The organism is Microcoleus sp., from assembly GCF_041354475.1.
Taxonomy (GTDB): Bacteria; Cyanobacteriota; Cyanobacteriia; order Cyanobacteriales; family Microcoleaceae; genus Microcoleus.
Genome location: NZ_JBGJZU010000021.1, coordinates 59,351 through 79,758 on the forward strand (window position 1 = coordinate 59,351; position 20,408 = coordinate 79,758).

At 44.9% G+C, this 20,408-nt stretch carries 19 protein-coding genes; 9 read left to right on the forward strand and 10 right to left on the reverse strand.

The window, feature by feature from the left end:
• Positions 1-10: 10 nt before the first annotated feature.
• The 3 genes from sat to ACBR23_RS10750 all read right to left on the reverse strand — a co-directional run bounded on the left by sat (position 11) and on the right by ACBR23_RS10750 (position 4,572).
• Positions 11-1,192, reverse strand: a complete 1,182-nt coding sequence (gene sat / locus ACBR23_RS10740; RefSeq protein WP_341736818.1) for a sulfate adenylyltransferase — start codon at positions 1,190-1,192, stop codon at positions 11-13.
• Between the two features lie 261 nt (positions 1,193-1,453).
• Positions 1,454-2,569: a glycosyltransferase gene (locus ACBR23_RS10745; protein ID WP_341736819.1), complete on the reverse strand. Its 1,116-nt coding sequence runs from the start codon at positions 2,567-2,569 to the stop codon at positions 1,454-1,456.
• 524 nt (positions 2,570-3,093) lie between these two features.
• Positions 3,094-4,572 carry a site-2 protease family protein gene (locus ACBR23_RS10750; protein WP_371119494.1) on the reverse strand — a complete coding sequence of 493 codons (1,479 nt, stop codon included), beginning with the start codon at positions 4,570-4,572 and terminating at the stop codon, positions 3,094-3,096.
• Between the two features lie 33 nt (positions 4,573-4,605).
• Here ACBR23_RS10750 and ACBR23_RS10755 point away from each other — a divergent pair, with 33 nt between their 5' ends.
• The 4 genes from ACBR23_RS10755 to ACBR23_RS10770 all read left to right on the forward strand — a co-directional run bounded on the left by ACBR23_RS10755 (position 4,606) and on the right by ACBR23_RS10770 (position 9,480).
• Complete coding sequence (locus ACBR23_RS10755; protein ID WP_371119488.1) at positions 4,606-5,274, forward strand: MBL fold metallo-hydrolase; 669 nt, start codon at positions 4,606-4,608, stop codon at positions 5,272-5,274.
• 21 nt (positions 5,275-5,295) lie between these two features.
• Complete coding sequence (locus ACBR23_RS10760; RefSeq protein WP_371114533.1) at positions 5,296-5,856, forward strand: sugar O-acetyltransferase; 561 nt, start codon at positions 5,296-5,298, stop codon at positions 5,854-5,856.
• Positions 5,857-5,942: 86 nt separating this feature from the next.
• Positions 5,943-6,407, forward strand: coding sequence for a hypothetical protein (locus ACBR23_RS10765; protein WP_371114532.1), 465 nt, complete (start codon positions 5,943-5,945; stop codon positions 6,405-6,407).
• A gap of 673 nt (positions 6,408-7,080) precedes the next feature.
• The gene (locus ACBR23_RS10770) at positions 7,081-9,480 is read left to right on the forward strand and encodes a cache domain-containing protein (RefSeq protein ID WP_371119489.1); all 2,400 of its coding nucleotides are present in this window, start codon (positions 7,081-7,083) and stop codon (positions 9,478-9,480) included.
• A 172-nt stretch (positions 9,481-9,652) separates the two neighbouring features.
• Here the strand turns inward: ACBR23_RS10770 and ACBR23_RS10775 are convergent, their stop codons facing one another.
• Positions 9,653-10,207: a cytochrome b/b6 domain-containing protein gene (locus ACBR23_RS10775; protein ID WP_371114530.1), complete on the reverse strand. Its 555-nt coding sequence runs from the start codon at positions 10,205-10,207 to the stop codon at positions 9,653-9,655.
• Between the two features lie 261 nt (positions 10,208-10,468).
• On the opposite strand from ACBR23_RS10775, the gene ACBR23_RS10780 reads away from it, so the two are divergent.
• A complete protein-coding gene (locus ACBR23_RS10780; RefSeq protein WP_341736825.1) occupies positions 10,469-11,047 on the forward strand; it encodes a manganese efflux pump MntP family protein in 579 nt (192 codons plus the stop codon).
• Between the two features lie 75 nt (positions 11,048-11,122).
• The gene (locus ACBR23_RS10785; protein ID WP_371119490.1) at positions 11,123-11,674 is read left to right on the forward strand and encodes a glutathione S-transferase family protein; all 552 of its coding nucleotides are present in this window, start codon (positions 11,123-11,125) and stop codon (positions 11,672-11,674) included.
• 130 nt (positions 11,675-11,804) lie between these two features.
• Here ACBR23_RS10785 and ACBR23_RS10790 read toward each other — a convergent pair whose 3' ends face one another.
• The 3 genes from ACBR23_RS10790 to ACBR23_RS10800 form a co-directional block, all read right to left on the reverse strand.
• Entirely contained in the window at positions 11,805-11,942 is a 138-nt protein-coding gene (locus ACBR23_RS10790; RefSeq protein ID WP_293149949.1) for a photosystem II reaction center protein K, read from the reverse strand.
• A 60-nt stretch (positions 11,943-12,002) separates the two neighbouring features.
• Positions 12,003-13,124: a tRNA guanosine(34) transglycosylase Tgt gene (tgt, locus tag ACBR23_RS10795; protein ID WP_371114528.1), complete on the reverse strand. Its 1,122-nt coding sequence runs from the start codon at positions 13,122-13,124 to the stop codon at positions 12,003-12,005.
• Between the two features lie 104 nt (positions 13,125-13,228).
• Complete coding sequence (locus tag ACBR23_RS10800) at positions 13,229-13,678, reverse strand: hypothetical protein (protein WP_341736828.1); 450 nt, start codon at positions 13,676-13,678, stop codon at positions 13,229-13,231.
• Between the two features lie 262 nt (positions 13,679-13,940).
• Between ACBR23_RS10800 and cobS the strand changes: the two genes are divergently transcribed.
• On the forward strand, positions 13,941-14,738 hold the full coding sequence (gene cobS / locus ACBR23_RS10805; RefSeq protein ID WP_341736869.1) for an adenosylcobinamide-GDP ribazoletransferase: 798 nt from the start codon (positions 13,941-13,943) through the stop codon (positions 14,736-14,738).
• An 86-nt stretch (positions 14,739-14,824) separates the two neighbouring features.
• On the forward strand, positions 14,825-15,124 hold the full coding sequence (locus ACBR23_RS10810; protein WP_341736829.1) for a hypothetical protein: 300 nt from the start codon (positions 14,825-14,827) through the stop codon (positions 15,122-15,124).
• Positions 15,125-15,372: 248 nt separating this feature from the next.
• Here ACBR23_RS10810 and ACBR23_RS10815 read toward each other — a convergent pair whose 3' ends face one another.
• Together ACBR23_RS10815 and ACBR23_RS10820 are read right to left on the reverse strand one after the other, a co-directional pair.
• Positions 15,373-15,822, reverse strand: coding sequence for a hypothetical protein (locus tag ACBR23_RS10815; protein WP_371119491.1), 450 nt, complete (start codon positions 15,820-15,822; stop codon positions 15,373-15,375).
• A 131-nt stretch (positions 15,823-15,953) separates the two neighbouring features.
• On the reverse strand, positions 15,954-18,425 hold the full coding sequence (locus ACBR23_RS10820; RefSeq protein WP_371114526.1) for a putative PEP-binding protein: 2,472 nt from the start codon (positions 18,423-18,425) through the stop codon (positions 15,954-15,956).
• A 71-nt stretch (positions 18,426-18,496) separates the two neighbouring features.
• Between ACBR23_RS10820 and ACBR23_RS10825 the strand changes: the two genes are divergently transcribed.
• Positions 18,497-19,177: a ComF family protein gene (locus ACBR23_RS10825; RefSeq protein ID WP_371114525.1), complete on the forward strand. Its 681-nt coding sequence runs from the start codon at positions 18,497-18,499 to the stop codon at positions 19,175-19,177.
• A gap of 134 nt (positions 19,178-19,311) precedes the next feature.
• Here ACBR23_RS10825 and purQ read toward each other — a convergent pair whose 3' ends face one another.
• Positions 19,312-20,013, reverse strand: coding sequence for a phosphoribosylformylglycinamidine synthase subunit PurQ (purQ, locus tag ACBR23_RS10830; RefSeq protein ID WP_341736832.1), 702 nt, complete (start codon positions 20,011-20,013; stop codon positions 19,312-19,314).
• Positions 20,014-20,408 lie beyond the last annotated feature (395 nt).

Consider the following 20,408-nt stretch of genomic DNA (forward strand, 5'->3'; position numbering starts at 1 on the left):
GGTTTAAGATTTAAATTTCATAGCTGAAAATATTCATCGCCTTTGCCAATTCCGCAGCAACTTCTGGCCGAGAAAACTGGGGTGGTGGTAATTTTCCAGCCCGCAACATTTCCCGCACTTTCGTTCCCGACAAATGTACCCGCTGTTCGGGAGTGCTAGGACTGGTTTTCGTGGTCGCCATTTGTTCCGTCACTTTGCAATAGAAAGCGTGCTCGAATTTCATCGGCACAATTCCCAATTCTCCAGGCTCAAATTCCTCAAAAATGTGTTGAGCATCGTAGGTACCATAGTAATCGCCCACGCCCGCATGATCGCGCCCCACGATAAAGTGAGTACAACCATAGTTTTTGCGAATCAAAGCGTGAAAAATTGCTTCCCGTGGTCCAGCGTAGCGCATCGCCGCTGGATTGATTGCTAAGATGACGCGATCGTGCGGATAGTATTTTTCTAGCAGAATCTCGTAGCAACGCATCCGCACATCCGCCGGAATATCATCGCCCTTAGTCGTCCCCACCAAGGGGTGCAAGAATAAGCCGTCTACAGTTTCTAGAGCACATTTTTGAATGTATTCGTGAGCGCGATGGATCGGGTTTCGGGTTTGGAAACCCACTATGGTTTTCCATCCTTTTTCTGCGAACAGCATTCTCGATTTCACCGGGTCAATTTGGTATTGGGGAAAGCGGGCGTCTAGTTCCCGTTCCAGCAACCACACTGGGCCTGCCAGATTCACTGGACCAGACTTGTCTATTACTTGGACACCTGGATGTTTGAGATCGTCGGTGCGGTAGACGTTAATGGCTTCTTCTTCTTTGCTGTAGCGATATTTTTCACTCAGTTCCAGTACGCCGGCAAACTCGCCGTTGGGGGAGTCTAGCCGAACCAAACTCCCTTCTGTCAGGGTGGCTGCCACTTCTTCGCTGACTGAGAGGGTGATTGGTACTGACCAGGGGAGGCCGTTGGAGAGGCGCATTTGGGTGACGACCGATCGATAATCAGCCTCATTCATGAACCCTTGCAGGGGACTGAAGGCGCCGATGGCGATCATTTGTAGGTCAGAGATCGATCGATCCGAAAGCTGAACTCGCGGCAAAGCTTCTGCTTTGTCAAAAAATGCTTGTCTTTGGTCTAGGGTGGCGATACGGTTGACCAGGATGCCACCATGAGGGGCAATGCGGTCTGGATGCTGGCTCATGTCGATTCGGGATTATTTTAAGATGTGGGACTGTCAGTGCCAGAGTATATCCTACCAAAGTATTGTTACAATTGATTAGTTTTCCTATTTATCCATAGGAATCTATGTCAAATGAGGTGAATATATCGCTCTCTAATTCACTCAAAATGTCTTCAAATCCATTTGTTTATTTTTGACAAAATTTACTCTGACATGACCATCAAGTAATGTAGTTTTGCCGCCCGCTTCGTGCAATTAATTCTCTAATTTCAAATCCCAAATCTAAAATCTACAGACCATTTGGTCATGAATTCTCTTCATTTGTGATAATTCTTCTCGCAGTCCCTGGGGTAGGGGAATTTTCACCGTTTCCAGCATACTCTGAATCCGATGTCTCCAGTCATGACGGGCTAAACTCTCAACATAATTACGTTTGTATATCTTATTCAGCCGCACTTCGTCCTCTAACAGTTCATCAATGAATTCCACACTTTTTTGTGGGTCATCGGGCAACTCAATAGTAGCATCTTCCCAATTCAGCAACTCATCCATTAGAGGGCTTGTTGGACGCTTCCCAACTACCGCACCACCCGTCGCAGCACCGTAAAACCAACGCAGTGTAATAAACGAATAAGGAAACGCACGCATACCAGGATAGAGCGTATCAAATGCCAAGGTCAGTTTGCTATGTCTGAGAATGTGAAATAGCATCAGAGTATCTGGCTCGTCTTTCCGCATTTCGTAAGGCAATTTCGGAAATTCCTCTCCTGCTCTGGGCGTAGATTTAAAGTAAATTTGTTCGGAACCAGGTAGATTAAATTTATGGCAAAAAGCACGATCGTAATGTGACGGAATTCGCCCGAAGCTAGTTAAGTCTATGGAACGCTTCTGTTGACACGAACCCTGAGTGAGAACATCAGCCGCAAAGGGGATTAAGGAGACTGGGATACCAAATTTTTGCTTAAGTTCATCTATAACTTCGGGAAGTGCCACGAATAAATGATCTAATTGATAGACATTTTTTGAATAAATTTCTGGACACCAAGAATCAAAAATATAAGCGATGACGACATCAAAACGTTCCCTCCACTTTGGTATACTTGATAGGAGTTCCAGATCGGCTCCTGATATACCTATCAGCAGTAAAACATTGGGCTGGTTGGACAAGTCAGGTAAAGGTTCCAATTTATAGAAACCTGTAGTAGACTTGACAACTTTACGTATAATGCGATCGGGTAATGGATGGAGTTTAGATGAAGACCACTGGATGATCTCGCGACACGATGGAATCAAAAGTTGCGCTTTGCAGGTTTGTAAAACAATATTTTCCAGTTCAAAAACAGGGTCCCAGGATACACTTGAGAGTAAACTCCGTGAAGAAAGTATAAAAAGATTCATGGCTAGATTTAAATTTGATTAAAGGGCAGGGGTGATGATGCTAACCCCAGGGGATTAGGGTAACTTTGATTAAGTTTGAAATGCCAATTTCCTTGCATCTACTTTCTAAATTTACCTCACTACTAAGTCCGTTCACCTAATTAAACATAAAATCCGATACCTAGATCTACACAGCACTTTCACTGGTAATGAGTTCTAGTTATTATGTTTTTCTGCATTAGTTTACCTATCCCATCTCGTCGATCGCACTTAGGGCTGCATTAGGGCTGCACTGGACTTCAGTAAATTTACTGTAGCCTTACAAAAATCTAGCATAGGTCTTCCCAGACTGTCAACATTAATTTAAAGTTTTACTTGTTTTTTGTATAAAAATACATTATATTAATTTGATGAATATTTATTTTATAAAAATTATAAATCTTAAAAAGGTTAAGTAATTCAACCTCATTAAAGGTAAGATATCGCTAAAAAACTGGCTAATAAGTGTTCTTCACCTCGCTCTTCTTCCTGCTTGATTATTCCGGCTAAACATTCAACCACTGAATCAATACCCTAGGTGCTGGTAACAGAATAGCCAATAATAGCCCCATCGCCACCAACCCCAAACCATCACGCCAATTATTTAATTCGCTCACATCATTCAAAGCCGGTTCATCGTTTAGCGGCATCAAAAACAAAATCAGCGCCCACAACAACAAACCCGGTTCCAAAAAAGCCAGCAGCAACATAGAAAGTCTAGCAAATTGTCCGATCGCCATACTTGCCCCCTGACCAAACATAGCGTGCACGATGTGCCCGCCGTCGAGTTGTCCCACCGGCATCAAATTAAACGCCGTCACGATCAAACCCAAATAACCAGCCACCGCTACCGGATGCAAATTAATCGCTGTTTCCGAATTTAAAGCACCACCCAAGGTTAACTTACTCAAGAGAGTCATCATCAGAGAAAAATTTGGATTGAAAGAATCAAAATTTAACATCCCTGACTTGTTAGAAATAGGCACAATTGTCGAGTGATACAAACCCCAAATTAAAAGTGGCACTGTCGCCACTAAACCAGCCAAAGGCCCTGCAATACCGACATCAAATAAAGCTCTACGGTGGGGAATCGGGCTCCGAATTTGAATAAAAGCGCCAAAGGTTCCCAAGAAAAATGGTATGGGAATAAAATAGGGTAAAGTAGTTCTAATTTTATGAAATTTTGCTGCTAAATAGTGTCCCGATTCGTGAATGCCCAAAATGACCATCAAAGCGGTAGCATAGGGCAAACCCTTAATTAACAGTGAGGGATTAGATTGGACAGTTTTTTCGGTAATGCCTGCAATTTGCGCACCCACTATCGTAGTGGTAAATAGAGTGATAAGCAGCAAACCCAAAGCAAAAAATGGTCGATTCAAAGGTTGATTGTTAACAGGACTTTCGGCGGATTTATGTTCGGGATTAGGGACTAGGGCAAAAAAGGGTTGACCGCTGAAACTTGTTTGAAATACTACCAAAAAGCGATCGCCAAAATGCTTTTCCACATTGTCCCGAATCGCATGGTAAGCCGCTTCCGGGTTAGTCCGCAACTGTCCGCGACAAATTACAGCCTGGGGCCGAAATTCTAAATCTCGCAAATAGTAAACAGACCAAGGAAAACAGTCACGCAAACTAGCTTCTTCCTCTAGATCGATCGGGCGTAAAGCAGGTTTTTTTAGGGCTTTTGCAGGTTCAGTCCCATCACTAGCTGTGGTTTGCGCCGTTTCGCTGGTAATTTCCTTGCGCCCCAACTGTACCAGGAACCAGTACAAAAAAGGGCAAACTAAAAAAGGTAGAATTAGCCAATCTGGCGGTGAACTTTTGCTAGGGCCGTTAACTAACAGCCAACCAGTCCAAATCAGGGCCGGTGCCATAATTACCAGCCACAGCAGCCATACCGGAGTTCGCGTGATGCGACGGATGCTGTTGTGCAATAAAAAGTATGAGAACAGTCCCAATACAAACAACCATAAAAAGAACATAATATTGATTCCAGACACATTAACTATGATACTTCCTTGAAACAACAGACTTTAGCTTCCAAACAACCAAAACCCGTGCTCGACAATATCTTTGCTTTTCCACCTAACCGGGAAACCCTTGGTGGGACAGCTTACTTCATTGTAGAAAACCAAACTAACATTCTAGTAGATTGTCCGGCTTGGGATGAGATTAACCAAACATTTTTACGCGAATATGGCGGTGTCCGGTTGTTGTTTCTGACTCACCGGGGCGCTATGGGTAAGGCGCGGGAGATTCAGGAAGCCACCGGCTGCGAAATCCTGATTCAAGAGCAGGAAGCTTATTTGCTACCGGGATTGCAAGTGACAGCTTTTGAGCGAGAATTTGCTCTGAGCGATCGCACTTTTGTATTTTGGACTCCCGGTCATTCTCCCGGTTCGTCCTGTCTTTATGATACTCGCAGTGGCGGAGTTCTGTTTTCGGGCAGACACTTGCTCCCCAATCGAGAAGGTGCACCTCAACCGCAGAGAACGGCAAAAACTTTTCACTGGCCACGACAAATGAACAGCGTGAAGTCGATTATCGATCGCTTTTCGGCGGAAACATTACAGTATATTTGTCCTGGTGGGAACACAGGTTTTTTGAGAGGAACAGGAGCGATAAATCGAGCTTTTGAACAATTAGCCAGTTTAGATTTAGCTGTTTGTTTGCAATCAAAGCCTTGATTTGAAAAAGCCATAAATCCTATGTCAAAAACCGAAAAACAGAAAATGCTAGCGGGCGAGTTGTATCTAGCTGCTGATGCGGAATTGACTTGTGAGCGCCAGCGAGCCCGCCGTCTCACCAGACTTTACAATGCTACCCGCGAGGACGAAGCATCCCAACGTTTAGAAATTCTCACCGAATTATGCGGTGCCGTCGGCCCGAAAGTTGAAATTGAACCCCCTTTCTACTGCGACTATGGCAGTAATATTTATGCTGGAAATGGCTTATATATGAATTTTGGTTGCGTGATTCTCGATTGCAATCGAGTTAACATCGGCGAAAATTTACTGTGTGGCCCACAAGTGCAAATTTACACTGCTTTCCACCCCACTGACCCGGAAATTAGACTTTCGGGCCGAGAACTGGCTAGCGAGATTCATATTGGCAATAATGTGTGGATTGGTGGCGGTAGTATCCTTTGCCCCGGAGTCACCATCGGCGATGGTAGCACGATCGGTGCAGGCAGTGTGGTGGTCAAAAGTATCCCTGCAAACGTCGTAGCTGCGGGGAATCCTTGCCGAATCATCCGGCATCTAGCTTGATGTGGTACTATCAACACACAGGTCCGATCCACTCTCAGGGGTTTGACCTTCGCTCCAGGTTTTTAACTCCTACTCACAAGATTTTTATGGCGACTGCAACACTTTATCCCAACGCTCCCGATTTATCTACCGACGACTACGTGGTAGTGGGTTTGGCCACCTGCTTCGTCAAAGAAGAAGGTGAAGTTCTCGAAGTACAAGTAATTGAAGCTATCCCCTCAGCAGCTTTGGAGGCAATTGTCAAGGGAATTCCCACCTCCTATCAAAGGGCTTGGGGGACGACTTTGGGAGCAGTGCTCGACGGCGAATCACCCACTATGCTGCCAGAATTCCCCACATCGGCTCAGTTTTGCGAAGAATTTGGCTTTCGGGCGATCGCCGCTGCCCGCACTTACAAAATCCGCCCCCAAGCTCAATCTCACATCCCCTTGGGAACAGTTCGGAGCGACTTTTCTTATTCCCTCGATCGCAAAAGAGTTCTCAATACCCAGCGCGTTGTTCGCACTGAAGACAATGTAAAACAACACGAACACACTCACAAAGTTCTTTAAAATAAATAATGTTTGACTATCGCTTTTGCTAAGGGATGTAGTGGATAGACCTGCCGCGAAGATGGGGTGCATCTCTATTTTGCAAGTATATTCGTAGGGGCGAAGCATGACCGCTGTAAATCTCTGGTTATCACTAATAAATTGTCTGCGGTTATGCTTCACCTATGCAAAATCGGGATGCTCCCCGAAGATGTGATATCATTTCCGGTTACACCGGAATGATGTTGACAGTTGACGGTTGACAGTTGACGGTTGACGGTTGACAGTGAACAGTGAACAGTGAACTCGAATTTACTATTCCGATGAAGAGATGATTTGATATTATATAAAATCCTCTCTTCATCGTCCTGTATTAAACTCTCTCTTCTCTTGCTTCGCGTACTTCGCGCCTTCGCGGTTAAATCATTCCGATACAACCGGAATTGATATGACTTGTCATCTGATTCGTTGCATCTTTTTAACGGCAAAAAAAACACCTATCAACTAGGATTTTCTAATATAAAATTTAAAATATAAAATATAAAATGGTATAATTCCTGTTTAACAGGGTGAGCTTACCAGCCGGGGAAATTTTAAACCCGTAATTATTAAATGCTAGTAGTGTCAAACTGCAAGCAGGCTCAGGGTGCATCGCAGGTGAGCTAAGATTTCAATCTTACAAATTGGTCAAACTATGCGAAGCTTTGCGAAAGAGCAGTGCTGGAAATTAAATCGACTATTACCAGCACGATTTAGCCGTGGATACCGTCTTCAATACATCGCAGCGCTGCTAATATTAGGGGGGACTATAGCAGCCAGTATCGCTGGTTATATGAGTTATCAAAGTGTGAGACGTTTAATTGTCAAAAATTTAGAGCAAAATGCTTTGTTAGAAGTAAGAAATCGGAGTAATAAAATCGATCGGTGGATAGAAACTAGAAAAGCTGAAATCGAAACCCTCGCTAACACTCCCCCCGTTCGTTCAATGAATTGGTTGGTGGCACAACCCTATTTAAAATCTGAAGTAAATCGACTGCCAGAATTTGAGCATTTTGCATTAATTGAGTCGGATGGTTCTTACTTCACTACAAAAGTCGGGAGAGCAGCAGCTAATGTCAGCGATCGCCGACACTTTCAAAAAGCCATGGCTGGGGAAGTATACGTTTCCGATCCTACTATTTCTCGCACCCTAAAACAACAAATTATTCCCATTTCTGCTCCGGTGCGGTCCAAGGTAGGCGATCCCACTTCTCGCACCATTGAAAAGCCGATCGGAGTTATGAATGGTGTCATCAAAATTCAACGATTAGCCCAAGTAGTAGGAAAGCTGGAATATGGAGCAGGAACCTACGCTTTTGTCCTCAATTCTCAAGGAGTACCGATTGTTCATCCCGACGCCAGATTAATCGGAAATACAGACTTGCCTGCTAGCAGTTTATTAGACTCCAAAGATGCTAATTTGGTGAGCATAGTCCGAGAGATGGTTTATCAAAAAACTGGCATTTCCCTGACTAAAATTAACGATGCTAAAGTTTACGTAGTTTATCTTCCTTTAGAACAGGCGGAATGGTCGATCGCCCTAGTAATTCCCCAAGAAAACCTCGAAAAAGAACTGTACCCATTAAATATATTAGCAGCCGTCACCACCGCACTTTTAGTCATAGCTATTATGGCAGCAGTTGTGGCACTAAAATTGTTTGCAAAAGATCGCCTCCACACTCGCACAGAAGCTCTCCTCCATCGCTTGACAAGTCGCACTCGCGCTTCCTTGGATGTCGATCGCATCCTACAAACCACCGTTGAGGAACTCGGAAGTATACTAGATATCGATCGCACAATTTTCGGCTGGTACGATCCCCGAAAAGACAGGTTAGAATTCTGCTCGGAATATTACCGAGAAGGTTTATCATCCCGATTGGGAGTATTTGGTGCCGAATCCGGGCCCTCTGGAGATTTAGCCGCCAGACTCCAACGTGGGGAGTCGGTAACGCTCAGGAAAGTCACAGATATCGATACTTTAGTATCTCAGGAATCCCAGCACCTGAGACTCAAAAACCGTCAGTACGCAGCAGTACCTGTACTCACCCAGACTAATCGCCTGGGGTATCTTTTCGCTTGTAGTCAGTGGCAATTTGGTACTCCCGACGAGGTGGAACTTTTGGAAGCCATTGCAGACTCTCTGGCGATCGCAATTTCCCAATCTCAACGCCAGGAACAAATTCAAGAACAACTCAAGCTATTGGAAGAAGTATTAGCCAAACTCAGAAGAACCGAAGCACACTTGGTGCAAAGGGAAAAAATCACAATTTTAGGCAAACTAACTGCCGGAATTGCGCGGGAAATTAACAACCCAATTAACTTTATTTATGGCCACTTACTCCATATCAATGATTATCTGCAAGATTTGTTCATAATCATTCAACTATATTCCGAAAAATATCCAGAATCCGTGCGAGAAATTGAGGAAGAAAAAGAAAAAATAGACTTAGATTTTGTGAGCCAAGATTTGCCACAAATTATCAATACTTTAAAAATAGGATCGGGACGCATTCGCGACACTATCTTGGCTTTACAGAAATTTTCTACCCCTGACGACTCCGACAAAACCTACGTCAATTTACAGGAAGGAATCGACGATATTCTAGTATTGTTTGCCTCTCGGCTGGATCACAAAATATCTCTAGTTAAGCAGTACAATAATATCCCGTTGGTGCTGTGTTATGGTGGTCAAATAAATCAAGTTTTTGCCAGTATTATTAGCAATGCTATTGATGCTATGAATACCAGCGACAATCAAGAGCAAATTATTATAGTTAAAACCGAGGTAGTCGAGTATCCCGAAGGCAGATTTATTGCGGTATCGATCGCCAACAACGGCCCCAGCATTCCGCCCGAAATTCAGCGCCGAATATTTGACCCTTTTTTCACTACTAAGTCTGTTACCGAATTTACAGGCTTGGGGCTGTCCCTGGGCAATAAAATTATTGCTGAAGTTCACGGCGGGCGTCTTTGGGTGGAATCTCCGTTTGAATTTCCCTTCGAGTCTCAAAATGCAGGTGGTGTGGATTTTGTGGTGGAATTACCAATCCTATAACCTTGATTTGGTGTTAGCCGTTAAATTTCGGTTTAGGGAAATAACAACGGTGCAACCAATGCAAACAGCCAACCTCCCATCACCACAATTTCCACCAAGATTAGGATCGTATTTTTGGGCATAATGGGCATAAGATTGGTTGCTCTAATTAAAAGTAAAATGCGATCGGGGTTTAGCTATCCTTCTGGTTTTTAAAATCAAACATCGACAAAATTAATGGTAATCCCCCCACCTTGGCACTCATCAACAAGTGCATTGCCAGACACAATACTAATACGATCCATCCAGAAGCGTGCAAATAATACCAAACCTGTGTCAATTCTCCTGCCGGTAGCCATTCTTCCTTAACCATACTCCCAGAGGCGATCGAAAAACTCAGGGCCACCAACATCAGCGTATTCACAATCCGATGCAAAGTGTACCACCAAATTGGTTTTCCGAATTGTGTCAATTTCCCCAAAGAATCCGGCTGTATCAAGCGTTTTTGACCTCTGTGGAAACTGTATAAAGCAAAACCGGGCACGATCCCTAAAATTAACAGCTTACCAAAAGTCCCATGAATGCCGATAATATCTGGAATTTGAGGTAGTGGTACTTTGCCGAACCGCCCGTCATAGGTGTTGTACACCCAGAAGGCCGTGATGATTGCTCCCAAGGCGATCGCAGCATTAACCCCGTGCAGTAATCTCAGTAGCAGTGGCTGGTATGGTTTAGATTCCGGCATCATCAATTCTGCTAGTTGATAAGTCTTCCTATAATACAGCTTAGTACGACATTTTTCAAGCCAGCCAATTATGAAAAAAATATGATTGAAAAATGAAGTGATTATGATAAATATCTAACTTAACGATAACTTAGTGTAAACTTAAAGACTAAGAGCAAGAGACCTCTCCCATAATTATTGTGGACCACGCATCGCCTGCGTGTTGAAGACTTGCTGTTATGGATAAGTCTAATAGTTTACCCATCAGATAAAAAAATTACAGAAATGGATGTAGCCACTACCGTCTTACTTTCCTTGGGACTAGCAGCAGATGCTTTTGCTGTGTCAGTTTCCAGCGGTTTAGCAATTAAACACATGAAAGTCAATAAAGCTTTAAAAATTGCTTTATTTTTCGGTGGTTTTCAAGCTTTGATGCCAGTAATCGGATGGTTTATTGGTCTGAGTTTCAGCTTTTTAATTTCGGCAGTAGACCATTGGATAGCTTTCGGCTTGTTGAGTTTCATTGGCGGTAGAATGATTTATGAATCTCTACAAAATGACGGAGAAGAAAAGAAATTTAATCCCCTGGATACGGGTACTTTAATCGGACTATCGGTGGCGACAAGTATAGATGCTTTAGCCGTGGGGATTGGCTTTGCTGTTCTGAAAGATTCTATTGCTCCTGCGGTGACTGCCATAGGATTCATTACTTTCTTTTTGGCGTTTGCTGGTGTGTTTATTGGACACAAGTGTGGAAATTTGTTTGCAAATAAAATAGAGATGTTGGGCGGAGCAATTTTAATTTTTATTGGTAGCAGAATCTTATTTGTACACTTGACGGAATTGCCAGTTATTGGTTATTAGTTATTAGCGACACCAATAACAAATAACCAATAACAAATGCTAAAATAAATCAGATTTCGTTAAAGGAAAAAAACGGTGCTGAAACTTTACGGTGGAGCTCGCAGCAGGGCCTCAATTATCAAGTGGTATCTGGAAGAAATAGGCGCGCCCTATGAATTCGTGATGCTGGATATGCAAGCAGGAGCACACTTGGAGCCAGATTTTCTCGAAATTAACCCCATGGGCAAAGTACCAGCAATTGTTGACGGAGATTTTAAACTTTGGGAATCTGGGGCAATTCTGCTCTATTTAGCTCAAAAATATGGTAAAATGCCGGAGAATTTGGAGCAACAAGCTCAAGTCGTGCAGTGGGTACTCTTTGCTAACGCTACCCTAGGGCCGGGAATATTCGTGGAAGCAAGTCGCGATCGCGAAACTCCCAAATTGTTAACACCCCTTAATCACATCTTCGAGAAACAGCAGTTTTTGATGGGCGATGAATTCGGTGTAGCCGACGCCGCAGTGGGATCGATTTTAAACTACATTCCCATGATGCTAAAACTAGACCTCAGCGCTTATCCGGCGCTTTTAGACTATATGAAGCGAATTTCAGAAAGACCGGCATTCCAAAAGGCGATCGGCGGCTAAACATAGCATTCATCCCTCTAGACGCTCTGGAGCGGTCTGTGCCTTTAAATAATTCCAGAGCAACCGAAAAACTCAACAGCTAAAAGCAGGGACAATTGGGGAATTGCCCCTGCTTTTAATAAAACCAGAATTATCTGAATCCGACAGCCGCTTGCCAAACAAAAGCCAGCAACAAGAAAAACACAGGAATCACCGGCAAAACATTAATCAAAGGGTCAAAGATCGCATAAGCTTCGGGCAGCTTGGCTAAAAGTAATGCAGCTTCCATGAATCAACCTACCTATCCAACAGATTTTTCATAATTGTCGCATATCTTAAGCAAAGGCAATCATGTTCGATCGACCGTAGGTGTCAGCCAGTGAGCAAACTCCTCTGTAAAGCGATCGGCAAAAATCGCCTCCCGCATCCGAACGGTAAAGCGAATCAACTCAGTCACGTTGTGAATCGCCAGTAAAGTATATCCCAGCACTTCGTTAGCCCGTGCCAAATGTGCCAAATAAGCCCGACTGAAATTTTGGCAAGTATAACAAGGACAAGACTCATCCAGCGGAGAAAAATCCTCCCGGAACCGAGAATTTTTCAAATTCAAACGTCCCCCCCCAACAAAAGCCGTCCCGTGGCGGGCCAGCCGAGTCGGAATCACGCAGTCAAACATATCTACGCCATTGGCCACCGCCACAGCCATTTCGCGATAAGTCCCAATCCCCATCAAATAACGTGGCTTATTTGCCGGCAACAGGGGTGCTGTGACTTTCACAATTTCTGCGATCAAATCCCCCGATTCCCCGACGCTGACACCGCCGATCGCATAACCTGGTAAATCTAAATCTACCAACTGGTTTGCCGATCGCGATCGCAAATCCGGGTAAACACCCCCCTGCACAATCCCAAACAAAGCTTGATCCGGGCGCGAGTGAGCAGCAATGCAGCGCTTGAGCCAGCGATAAGTCCTGTCTGTCGCCCCTTCCACCTCCTGTCGCGTCGCTGGATAAGGGGGACACTCATCAAAGGCCATAATCACATCCGCACCCAACTCATTTTGGATTTGGATCGATCGCTCCGGTGTCAAATTAATCATACGACCATCGCGGGGGGAACGAAAAGTCACCCCCTCATCAGAAATAGTACGCATTTGGCTCAAGCTAAACACCTGAAAGCCGCCCGAATCGGTCAGAATCGGCCCGGACCAAGCCATGAATTTATGCAATCCACCAGCTCCGGCAACAATATCTTCCCCCGGCTGTATGTGCAAGTGATAAGTATTAGCCAAAACCATTTGAGAGCCAGCATCTTTAAGATGTGCAGGCGTCAGAGTTTTGACATTAGCCAGGGTACCCACGGGCATAAACTTAGGCGTTTCTACCACACCGTGGGGAGTGACAAACACTCCCGCACGCGCTTGGGTATGGCTGCAATGGGCAAGAGATTGAAAAGAAAATTTTTCGGACATTAGGAATGGAGCATTGGGCGTTGGGCATTGGGCATCGGAACAATTTTAAACGTTCTTGAGCTTTAGTCGAACTAATTTTGACCCTAGCCTTAGCCAACGATCCTTTAAAACGGCGAATCGTCTTCATCTAATTGATAATCCCAGCTCCCTGAGAGTACCTGATCCACGACTGCATCTAAAGCAGCAGCATTTAAATTCCGGCTGAGTTGCTCTTGCAAAGGATTGGAGAGAGGAATTAACCGCAACTGTCGTCCCTCTTGAATCAGGTCAAAATAAGCACCTTCTTCCTTGGAGTTTTTCAGTTCCAGATAATCAAAACTATCAACATTCAAATAAATAGCCCGGTTGGCAATCAGAGTAGAGCGATTGGGGTTAACGAACACTTCCCGGACATACCCTTCGCCTTGACTGTAAATCTTGCCGTCCTGCATATGTAGGTAGCGGACACGTCCTAAATCGAAGAGCAATCTTTGGATATCGCGCTTGTTGACGACAATGCCTGTATCGATGATGCAAGGAGCAGCCACCCTGTTGTTTAATTGGTCATTACTCATGGAGCAAAAGCCTCTGTTGTAGTATGTTCCCCTGGTCGGAAATCACAGAATTCACTAGATTTTCCTACAAAGGAAACGCTTGTCTTGAGTTAAGTTTCAGTAGATGCAGTTCTTCGGGTGCGCTGTCGGTAGCAGTTTTCTAAAGAAAAGAGCTGTCGCCAGGATGAATGCCTGATCGAAGGAACTAAGGGTGTTACCGATCCAATTCTGGCATACGCTAATGGATTCACAACTCCATACAATGCGAAAAAATTTCTATTTTATGGTGCACAATCAGTTGGTTCGTTCAACGATCGACTTTTTCCGGAATCTGGGGGCTGCACTAGCTGCTGCGGTCGCTTTTTATACTTGTTTGCCGGTGCCGATTTCTTGGACTTTGGAGTTTCGGGGTATTGCTCGCTTTGCACCAGCAATCGGGCTGTTGGTTGGGGGGATGCTGGGACTGGCGGATCTGGGATTGCAGTTGTTGGGGATGCCTGCTTTGACTCGATCGGCCTTGGTAGTAGTTTTGGGTATTGCCCTGACTGGGGGGTTGCACCTAGACGGGGCTATGGACGCGGCGGACGGGCTGGCTGTACCAGACCCCGTGCGACGGCTGGAGGTGATGCGGGACAGCGTTACAGGAGCCTTTGGGGCGATGGCTGCGGTGGCAATCTTGTTGTTGAAAACGGCTGCTCTGACGGATTTGAATGAATATCGGTGGTTGGCTTTGATGGGTGTGGCTGGTTGGGGGCGGTGGGGCCAGTTGGTGGCGATCGCCCACTATCCCTATCTCCGGGCTGAGGGTAAGGGAGCTTTTCACAAGGAATCGATTTATTCTCCTTTTGATTTTATCCCAGGAGTCTTCCTGCTACTGAGTTTGAGTGTGTTGCAAGTTGTCTTGCAGGGCGATCGGTGGCTGTTGGCGGTGGGGATGGCTTTGGGGGGAAGTGCGATCGGAATTTTGACCGGAGCCTGGTTTAACCACCGTTTAGGCGGTCACACTGGTGATACCTATGGTGCTGTAGTGGAGTGGACGGAGGCATTATTATTATGTCTGTTGGCGGCTTTGCAAGGATAATATTTTCTCTCCTGTTGGCTTTCAGTCCCTGCGTTAAATTAGAAAAACCTGCTTACATATAGCCAACCTCAATCCTCTAGAAAACTATGGAATATTTGATTGGTGCGGTTTTGCTCGGAATGTTAATTTGGGCTGGGTTAGAGATTGTCCAAACAATCAAAAGTTGGGACATGAATGCCACAGAAACCAACAGAAAAATTCAAGCTGGAATGGTCAAAGAGACTGCTTACGGTCAATTCGGGGGTGATGCAGTGGAGGGAGCCAGTCAGGCTATTGAAAACACCCTTCATGCTAGTCACTGCGCAGCCGAAACAGTCGTTGGTGAAGTTTCAGCAGGCGCTATCGGTCCTACTGTAGAAGGCTTAATGCACTTGATCCACCATTAGAGCTAATCTGTAGGTTGGGCCCGTGGAACGAAAACCAACCTACAACTGGGTTATTAGTTGGGTGGGGGCGGGTTTATGAAGATGATCTGTGAGTGGCAAAATTCATCGGTGAACCCGCCCATACAGATTTTATTCAATGTTTTACCAGAAATTTTCTCTAACATTTTACGATGGCTGTAGGGGCGGGCGATGCCCAACCATAATCGCCCAAAAATAACAATCTTAATAAACCCGCCCCCACCTATAAACTAGAACGAATAAACTCGTCCTTTTTCATCAATATAGATTGACCTATCTTGCCTAGTCCGCCCGTCCGATGTGGAGATCCGAACTGTCACGATGTTTTGCTGAGCATCGACGCTATAGTCGTATTTCAAAGTGGTGGTTCCACCTTTGACATTAATGGGAATATTGGCAATATCGCCGGTGCGGTTGCCGATGCGAACCACGACGTTTTTTGTACTGCCGATCGGCAAGGATGACAAACCAACACCAGACTGACCGTATTCTAGGTTCAATCCAGTCTCATTTAATAGTCTGAGGGTGATGTTGCGAGTATTATCTATCTTTGCTTCTGGTTGCCAAAATCCCGGTTTTGTGCCACCGTCGGTGGCTGGTTGAGCTGAGACTGGATGGGGTGTCAAAATACCGATCGCAGCCAGTAGGATTGCTGTGGTTGTAATCATTCTTGATTTCATTTTGTCCCCCTTGGAGTAAACTTTTTCTCAATACTACTATGTTAACTTTGAAAGGGATTTTTTTTTAATGATTTTTAATAGACATCAACCATATTTATTATGGAACAGTTATTCTGACTTTTGGCAGCTATCTAATGATTATTTTTAACGATCGCTCGCGCCGCTTCTAGGATGATACGCTGTTCGGCACGGGCGATCGCCCTAGAAGTCTGTTCCACAGCGTCCACATTCACAGAAATCGAGGAAATCCCCCACAGCACCAGGGAGTCAATCATCTGTGGATATAAAGCTGGAGCATCGCCACAGATAGAGCAAGGAATTCCCGCCTCCTTAGCCTGAAGGATTAATTGTTCGATCGCCCTCATCATTGGTTGATTGCGCCCGCTGAAAGCGCTAGCCATATCTGCCGAGTTGCGGTTAACTCCTAACATAAATTGGCTTAAATCATTAGTGCCGATGGAAATTCCTTCAACTCCTGCTTTCACGTAATCTGACAATAAAAATAAAACCGAAGGAACCTCGGCCATAATCCACAGTTTAAACTCAACAGGTCGCTGTTGCCAAACTGTTTTTAAACGCTGCTTGCAGAAGCTAAACTCGTCTACAGAGCGTACAAATGGCAAAAGTAAATTAATATTTGTATAGCCAGAATCCCAGGATGTTTTTAGTACCTTTAATTCCCAATCAAATAACTCTGGTTCAAAGGTATAACTGAAACTACCGTGGATTCCCGATTCCCGTAAATCCAGGGAGCGATAAAATATGGGACGGGGAAAGACTGCGGCAGCAAATAAATTTAACTGAGTCGCCATGCGATGCACAAATTCAGATTCCCGACCATTTTGCAACCAAACTTGAGGATTTATACCTTCCAAAGCTTCCATGGCCATTAATTCCGATCGCACTAATCCAATGCCGTCTATGGGCAGATTTCTGAGATGCTCGATGGAGCTCATTTGGCTGACATTCACCATCAGTTGAGTCGCTGTTGCTGCGCTGACAACATTTTGAGGTAATTCTGATGGCTGAGATTTTGGTTCTAGATGGGATGGAGATGCTGTCGGGAATTGGTGATGGGCGATCGACATTTTGGCTGCTGTAATGGACAAATCTGCATGATTGGCTATTTCTCCATAATTGCTGATGTTTGTAGGGTCGATTCCCTCAATTTGAGCGGATGCAAAAACTTCTCCGGTGTCACCATCTAGCCACACCGAATCCCCAGTCTCGATCGCGCGAGTGGCACCGACAACTCCCACCACAGCGGGGATACCCAACTCCCTAGCTAAAATCGCCCCATGACCGGTCATACCTCCTTGTTCGCAAACAATCCCAGCAGCTAATTTGAGCCAAGGTAGCCAATGGGGATAAATTGCCCGTGCCACCAAAATTCCCCCGGCTACAAATTCCGAATTTTCTGGATGGGAATTAGCCATAACTTGGGCAATTGCTTTAACTTTTCCTGATGCGGCAGCCAAACCTTTTAGTAGCCTAGGGTTTCTGCCTAGGCCAATTAAATTTTGGTTAGTTTGTGCGGTCGGATTTTCCAATATTTGCGGGGCTGTTTTGTTTTTCAATGGGCGAACTTGAGTAAAATAAAACTCCGGTTCGTTACATTCTGCCGACTGATTCATCGTCCACTCTAAAATTAGCTCGAAATCGAATTCACTCCTTGCTTTTTTGCTCATATCGAGTAACTTTAGTAACAAATGCTGATTTAATACATATTCATTTTGTAACTTTTCACCTAATATATAAATATCCAAACAACTTCCAGCAGAATTTGGTCGGGGAAACAGAGAGTTAGGAATTTGGAAAGTGTTCCCCTTTCCGATATATGATTTTTCCTCCGATTGGATTTCGTCGCTTTTGAGATGATAAGCTAATGTTTTGTAACCCAATCGCTGGATGGTAATTTTGCCTGTTTCCGGTTGCACTTGATAGTAATCGGGGATGGTTTCTCCCCTAGCGAGGGACATTCCTAAACCGCAGGTGGCTTGGATTTCCCAGCCTTCACTGCTGTTAGTTTCCACCGCACCGGCGGCGATCGCACAAGAGAGTGGCTGCACCAAAACTGCGGGATTAATTTCCTGTACATTCATGCCGCACCGTTGCCAGTAAAATAGTCTTTGGGCTCTGAACAGTTCAGCCCAAGCTGCTTTGAGTCCGGCCTCGATGGCTGCTGGTTCGGCGCGCACTGCTTGAGATTCCAGCATTCCGGCGGTGTTCGGGTTTTGCGCTGTCAGGGAAGGGCGAAAAATTAATGCTTTGCAGTTTAGTTGAGAAACCGCCGCATCCAAGGTGGACATTAAGGAATCTGGCAGTTTGGTGGAGGTGATTTGTCGGCGAATGCTGCGGGCGATGGCTTGGAGTTGTTTTGGTTCATCGACATTCAAGTGCAGTGAAGAGTTTGGCCAATCTGCAAACAGCGGTTCCAACCAGTCTATGGACTGTAGAAACTGCCAAAACGCTTTTGCCGGCACAACAAAACCGGGTATGACGGGATAATTTTTTTGCATTAAACAGCTTAAGTAAAATGCTTTTTCTCCCACGGCATCCCTGTCAGATAGTTTAATTTTGTCTAGCCAGTAGAGGTTGTCCACGGTGTTAGCCTTTCTAGGAAATTGATTGAAAATTCTAATTTTCCCGATTAATCACTTATTGCAATTTTAATATGAACCATCGAAAATGGACGAGATTCGTCAAATCTTTTCTCAATTTATTTCTTAAGTCTAACTGTCCTCTTTGTCAGCGACCAGCTACCTCAGATTTGTGTCCCTACTGTCGCCAGCAACTTCAAGGCTGTCGATTAGCCGATCCTGGTGCATTTTGGGATTCCCAGAAGGCTGTGTTTGTGTGGGGGGAGTACGGCGGGGCTCTGAAACGGGCGATCGCAGCTTTGAAATATAACGATCGTCCAGAGTTAGCCAAATCCCTCGGCTATTGGATGGCGGAAGCTTGGCTAAATTTTCCCGAATTAGCTATTGATAATTTAACCGTTGTACCGATTCCCCTGCATAAGAAAAAGCTGAAACAGCGGGGATTTAATCAAGCGGAACTTTTGGCGGAAAGTTTTTGCGAGTTAACGGGTTTGCCTTTACAGCGACATGGTTTAGAACGGATCAAGTATACTGAGGCACTATTTCAACTTTCTATCGCACAGCGGCAAGCCGAAATGAAGGATGCTTTAATTTTGGGTAAGGATTTTCGTCGCAGACTTCCTGGCGATCGGGTGTTGTTAGTTGATGATATTTATACTAGCGGTACTACGGTGCGATCGGCTATTCAAGTATTGAAGCAGTCAGGAATTTCGGTATATGGAACTGTTGCCCTTGCAAGTCCTAGAAAAACCTGAAATTGATTGAATTTCTGGTTGAATAAAAAGTCGATCGCGATTCTCGGTTGGGCGGGGCGGGTGGAGCGAGATTATCTGTAGGTGACAAACTCGATCGGCGAACTTGCCCCTACACCAAATATCCCCAATATCAACTATAAAATTGCGGCCACAGTTGACATCAGCAACCCTTGAAATAATTTCATCCCATCAGTCTCACCCAACATCGGATCGGATGCCCGTTCTGGATGTGGCATCATTCCTAACACATTGCCAGCCCGATTGCAAATTCCAGCAATATTATTTAACGAACCGTTGGGATTCCCAGCATCGTTAATTTCGCCCGCTTCTGTGCAGTACCGAAACAACACTTGATCGTGTTCTTCTAGTTCTGCCAAAGTATTGGCATCGGCATAATAGTTGCCTTCTCCGTGGGCGATGGGCAAATCGATGATTTCACCGGAGGTATAGGCGGAAGTCCAAGGAGTATTACTGCCTTCGACTTTCAACGAAGTGCGATCGCAAATAAAATTCAAGCCCGCATTTCGCACCAGAGCACCGGGGAGCAAACCAGCTTCAGTTAGCACCTGAAAACCGTTGCAAATTCCCAGTACAAGTTTGCCTTTGTTGGCGTGTTCCGCCGTCGCTTTCATCGCTGGAGAAAAACGGGCGATCGCGCCGCACCGCAAATAATCTCCGTAACTGAAACCACCGGGAACTACCATAATATCGATATCTGAAATATCGGTATCTTCGTGCCAAATCATCCGCGTTGGTTGGTGTAGTAACCCTTGAGTTACCCACACCACATCGCGATCGCAATTTGAACCAGGAAAAACAATAACTCCAAATTTCATAAGCAGAAGGAAGAAGAAAGAAGGAAGAGGGAAGAAGGAAGAAGGAAAACTCTTGTCCCCCCCTTATTAAGGGGGGCTAGGGGGGATCGAAATTAGATAGAAAACAGATAGTACCTTGGTTGGTATCGAAGTCTCGATCCCCCTAAATCCCCCTTAATAAGGGGGACTTTGAGTGTTCCGAGTTCTTGTGTTTTTAACAGAGACTTTGAATGCTCTTGTCTCCGCTTTTTAAGGCAGACTTTGAGAACTCTCTTGTCCCCCCCTTATTAAGGGGGGCTAGGGGGGATCGAAATTAGATAGAAAACAGATAGTACCTTGGTTGGTATCGAAGTCTCGATCCCCCTAAATCCCCCTTAATAAGGGGGACTTTGAGTGTTCCGAGTTCTTGTGTTTTT

Excerpts from the sequence above, each read along its gene's own strand:
- ACBR23_RS10815 (WP_371119491.1), bottom strand. The coding sequence starts at position 15,822 with ATGAAATCAAGAATGATTACAACCACAGCAATCCTACTGGCTGCGATC.
- tgt (WP_371114528.1), bottom strand. The coding sequence starts at position 13,124 with ATGTCCGAAAAATTTTCTTTTCAATCTCTTGCCCATTGCAGCCATACC.
- ACBR23_RS10780 (WP_341736825.1), top strand. The coding sequence starts at position 10,469 with ATGGATGTAGCCACTACCGTCTTACTTTCCTTGGGACTAGCAGCAGAT.
- ACBR23_RS10765 (WP_371114532.1), top strand. The coding sequence starts at position 5,943 with ATGGCGACTGCAACACTTTATCCCAACGCTCCCGATTTATCTACCGAC.
- cobS (WP_341736869.1), top strand. The coding sequence starts at position 13,941 with ATGGTGCACAATCAGTTGGTTCGTTCAACGATCGACTTTTTCCGGAAT.
- ACBR23_RS10760 (WP_371114533.1), top strand. The coding sequence starts at position 5,296 with ATGTCAAAAACCGAAAAACAGAAAATGCTAGCGGGCGAGTTGTATCTA.
- ACBR23_RS10770 (WP_371119489.1), top strand. The coding sequence starts at position 7,081 with ATGCGAAGCTTTGCGAAAGAGCAGTGCTGGAAATTAAATCGACTATTA.
- ACBR23_RS10745 (WP_341736819.1), bottom strand. The coding sequence starts at position 2,569 with ATGAATCTTTTTATACTTTCTTCACGGAGTTTACTCTCAAGTGTATCC.
- purQ (WP_341736832.1), bottom strand. The coding sequence starts at position 20,013 with ATGAAATTTGGAGTTATTGTTTTTCCTGGTTCAAATTGCGATCGCGAT.
- ACBR23_RS10810 (WP_341736829.1), top strand. The coding sequence starts at position 14,825 with ATGGAATATTTGATTGGTGCGGTTTTGCTCGGAATGTTAATTTGGGCT.
- ACBR23_RS10790 (WP_293149949.1), bottom strand. The coding sequence starts at position 11,942 with ATGGAAGCTGCATTACTTTTAGCCAAGCTGCCCGAAGCTTATGCGATC.
- ACBR23_RS10800 (WP_341736828.1), bottom strand. The coding sequence starts at position 13,678 with ATGAGTAATGACCAATTAAACAACAGGGTGGCTGCTCCTTGCATCATC.
- ACBR23_RS10825 (WP_371114525.1), top strand. The coding sequence starts at position 18,497 with ATGAACCATCGAAAATGGACGAGATTCGTCAAATCTTTTCTCAATTTA.
- ACBR23_RS10775 (WP_371114530.1), bottom strand. The coding sequence starts at position 10,207 with ATGATGCCGGAATCTAAACCATACCAGCCACTGCTACTGAGATTACTG.
- sat (WP_341736818.1), bottom strand. The coding sequence starts at position 1,192 with ATGAGCCAGCATCCAGACCGCATTGCCCCTCATGGTGGCATCCTGGTC.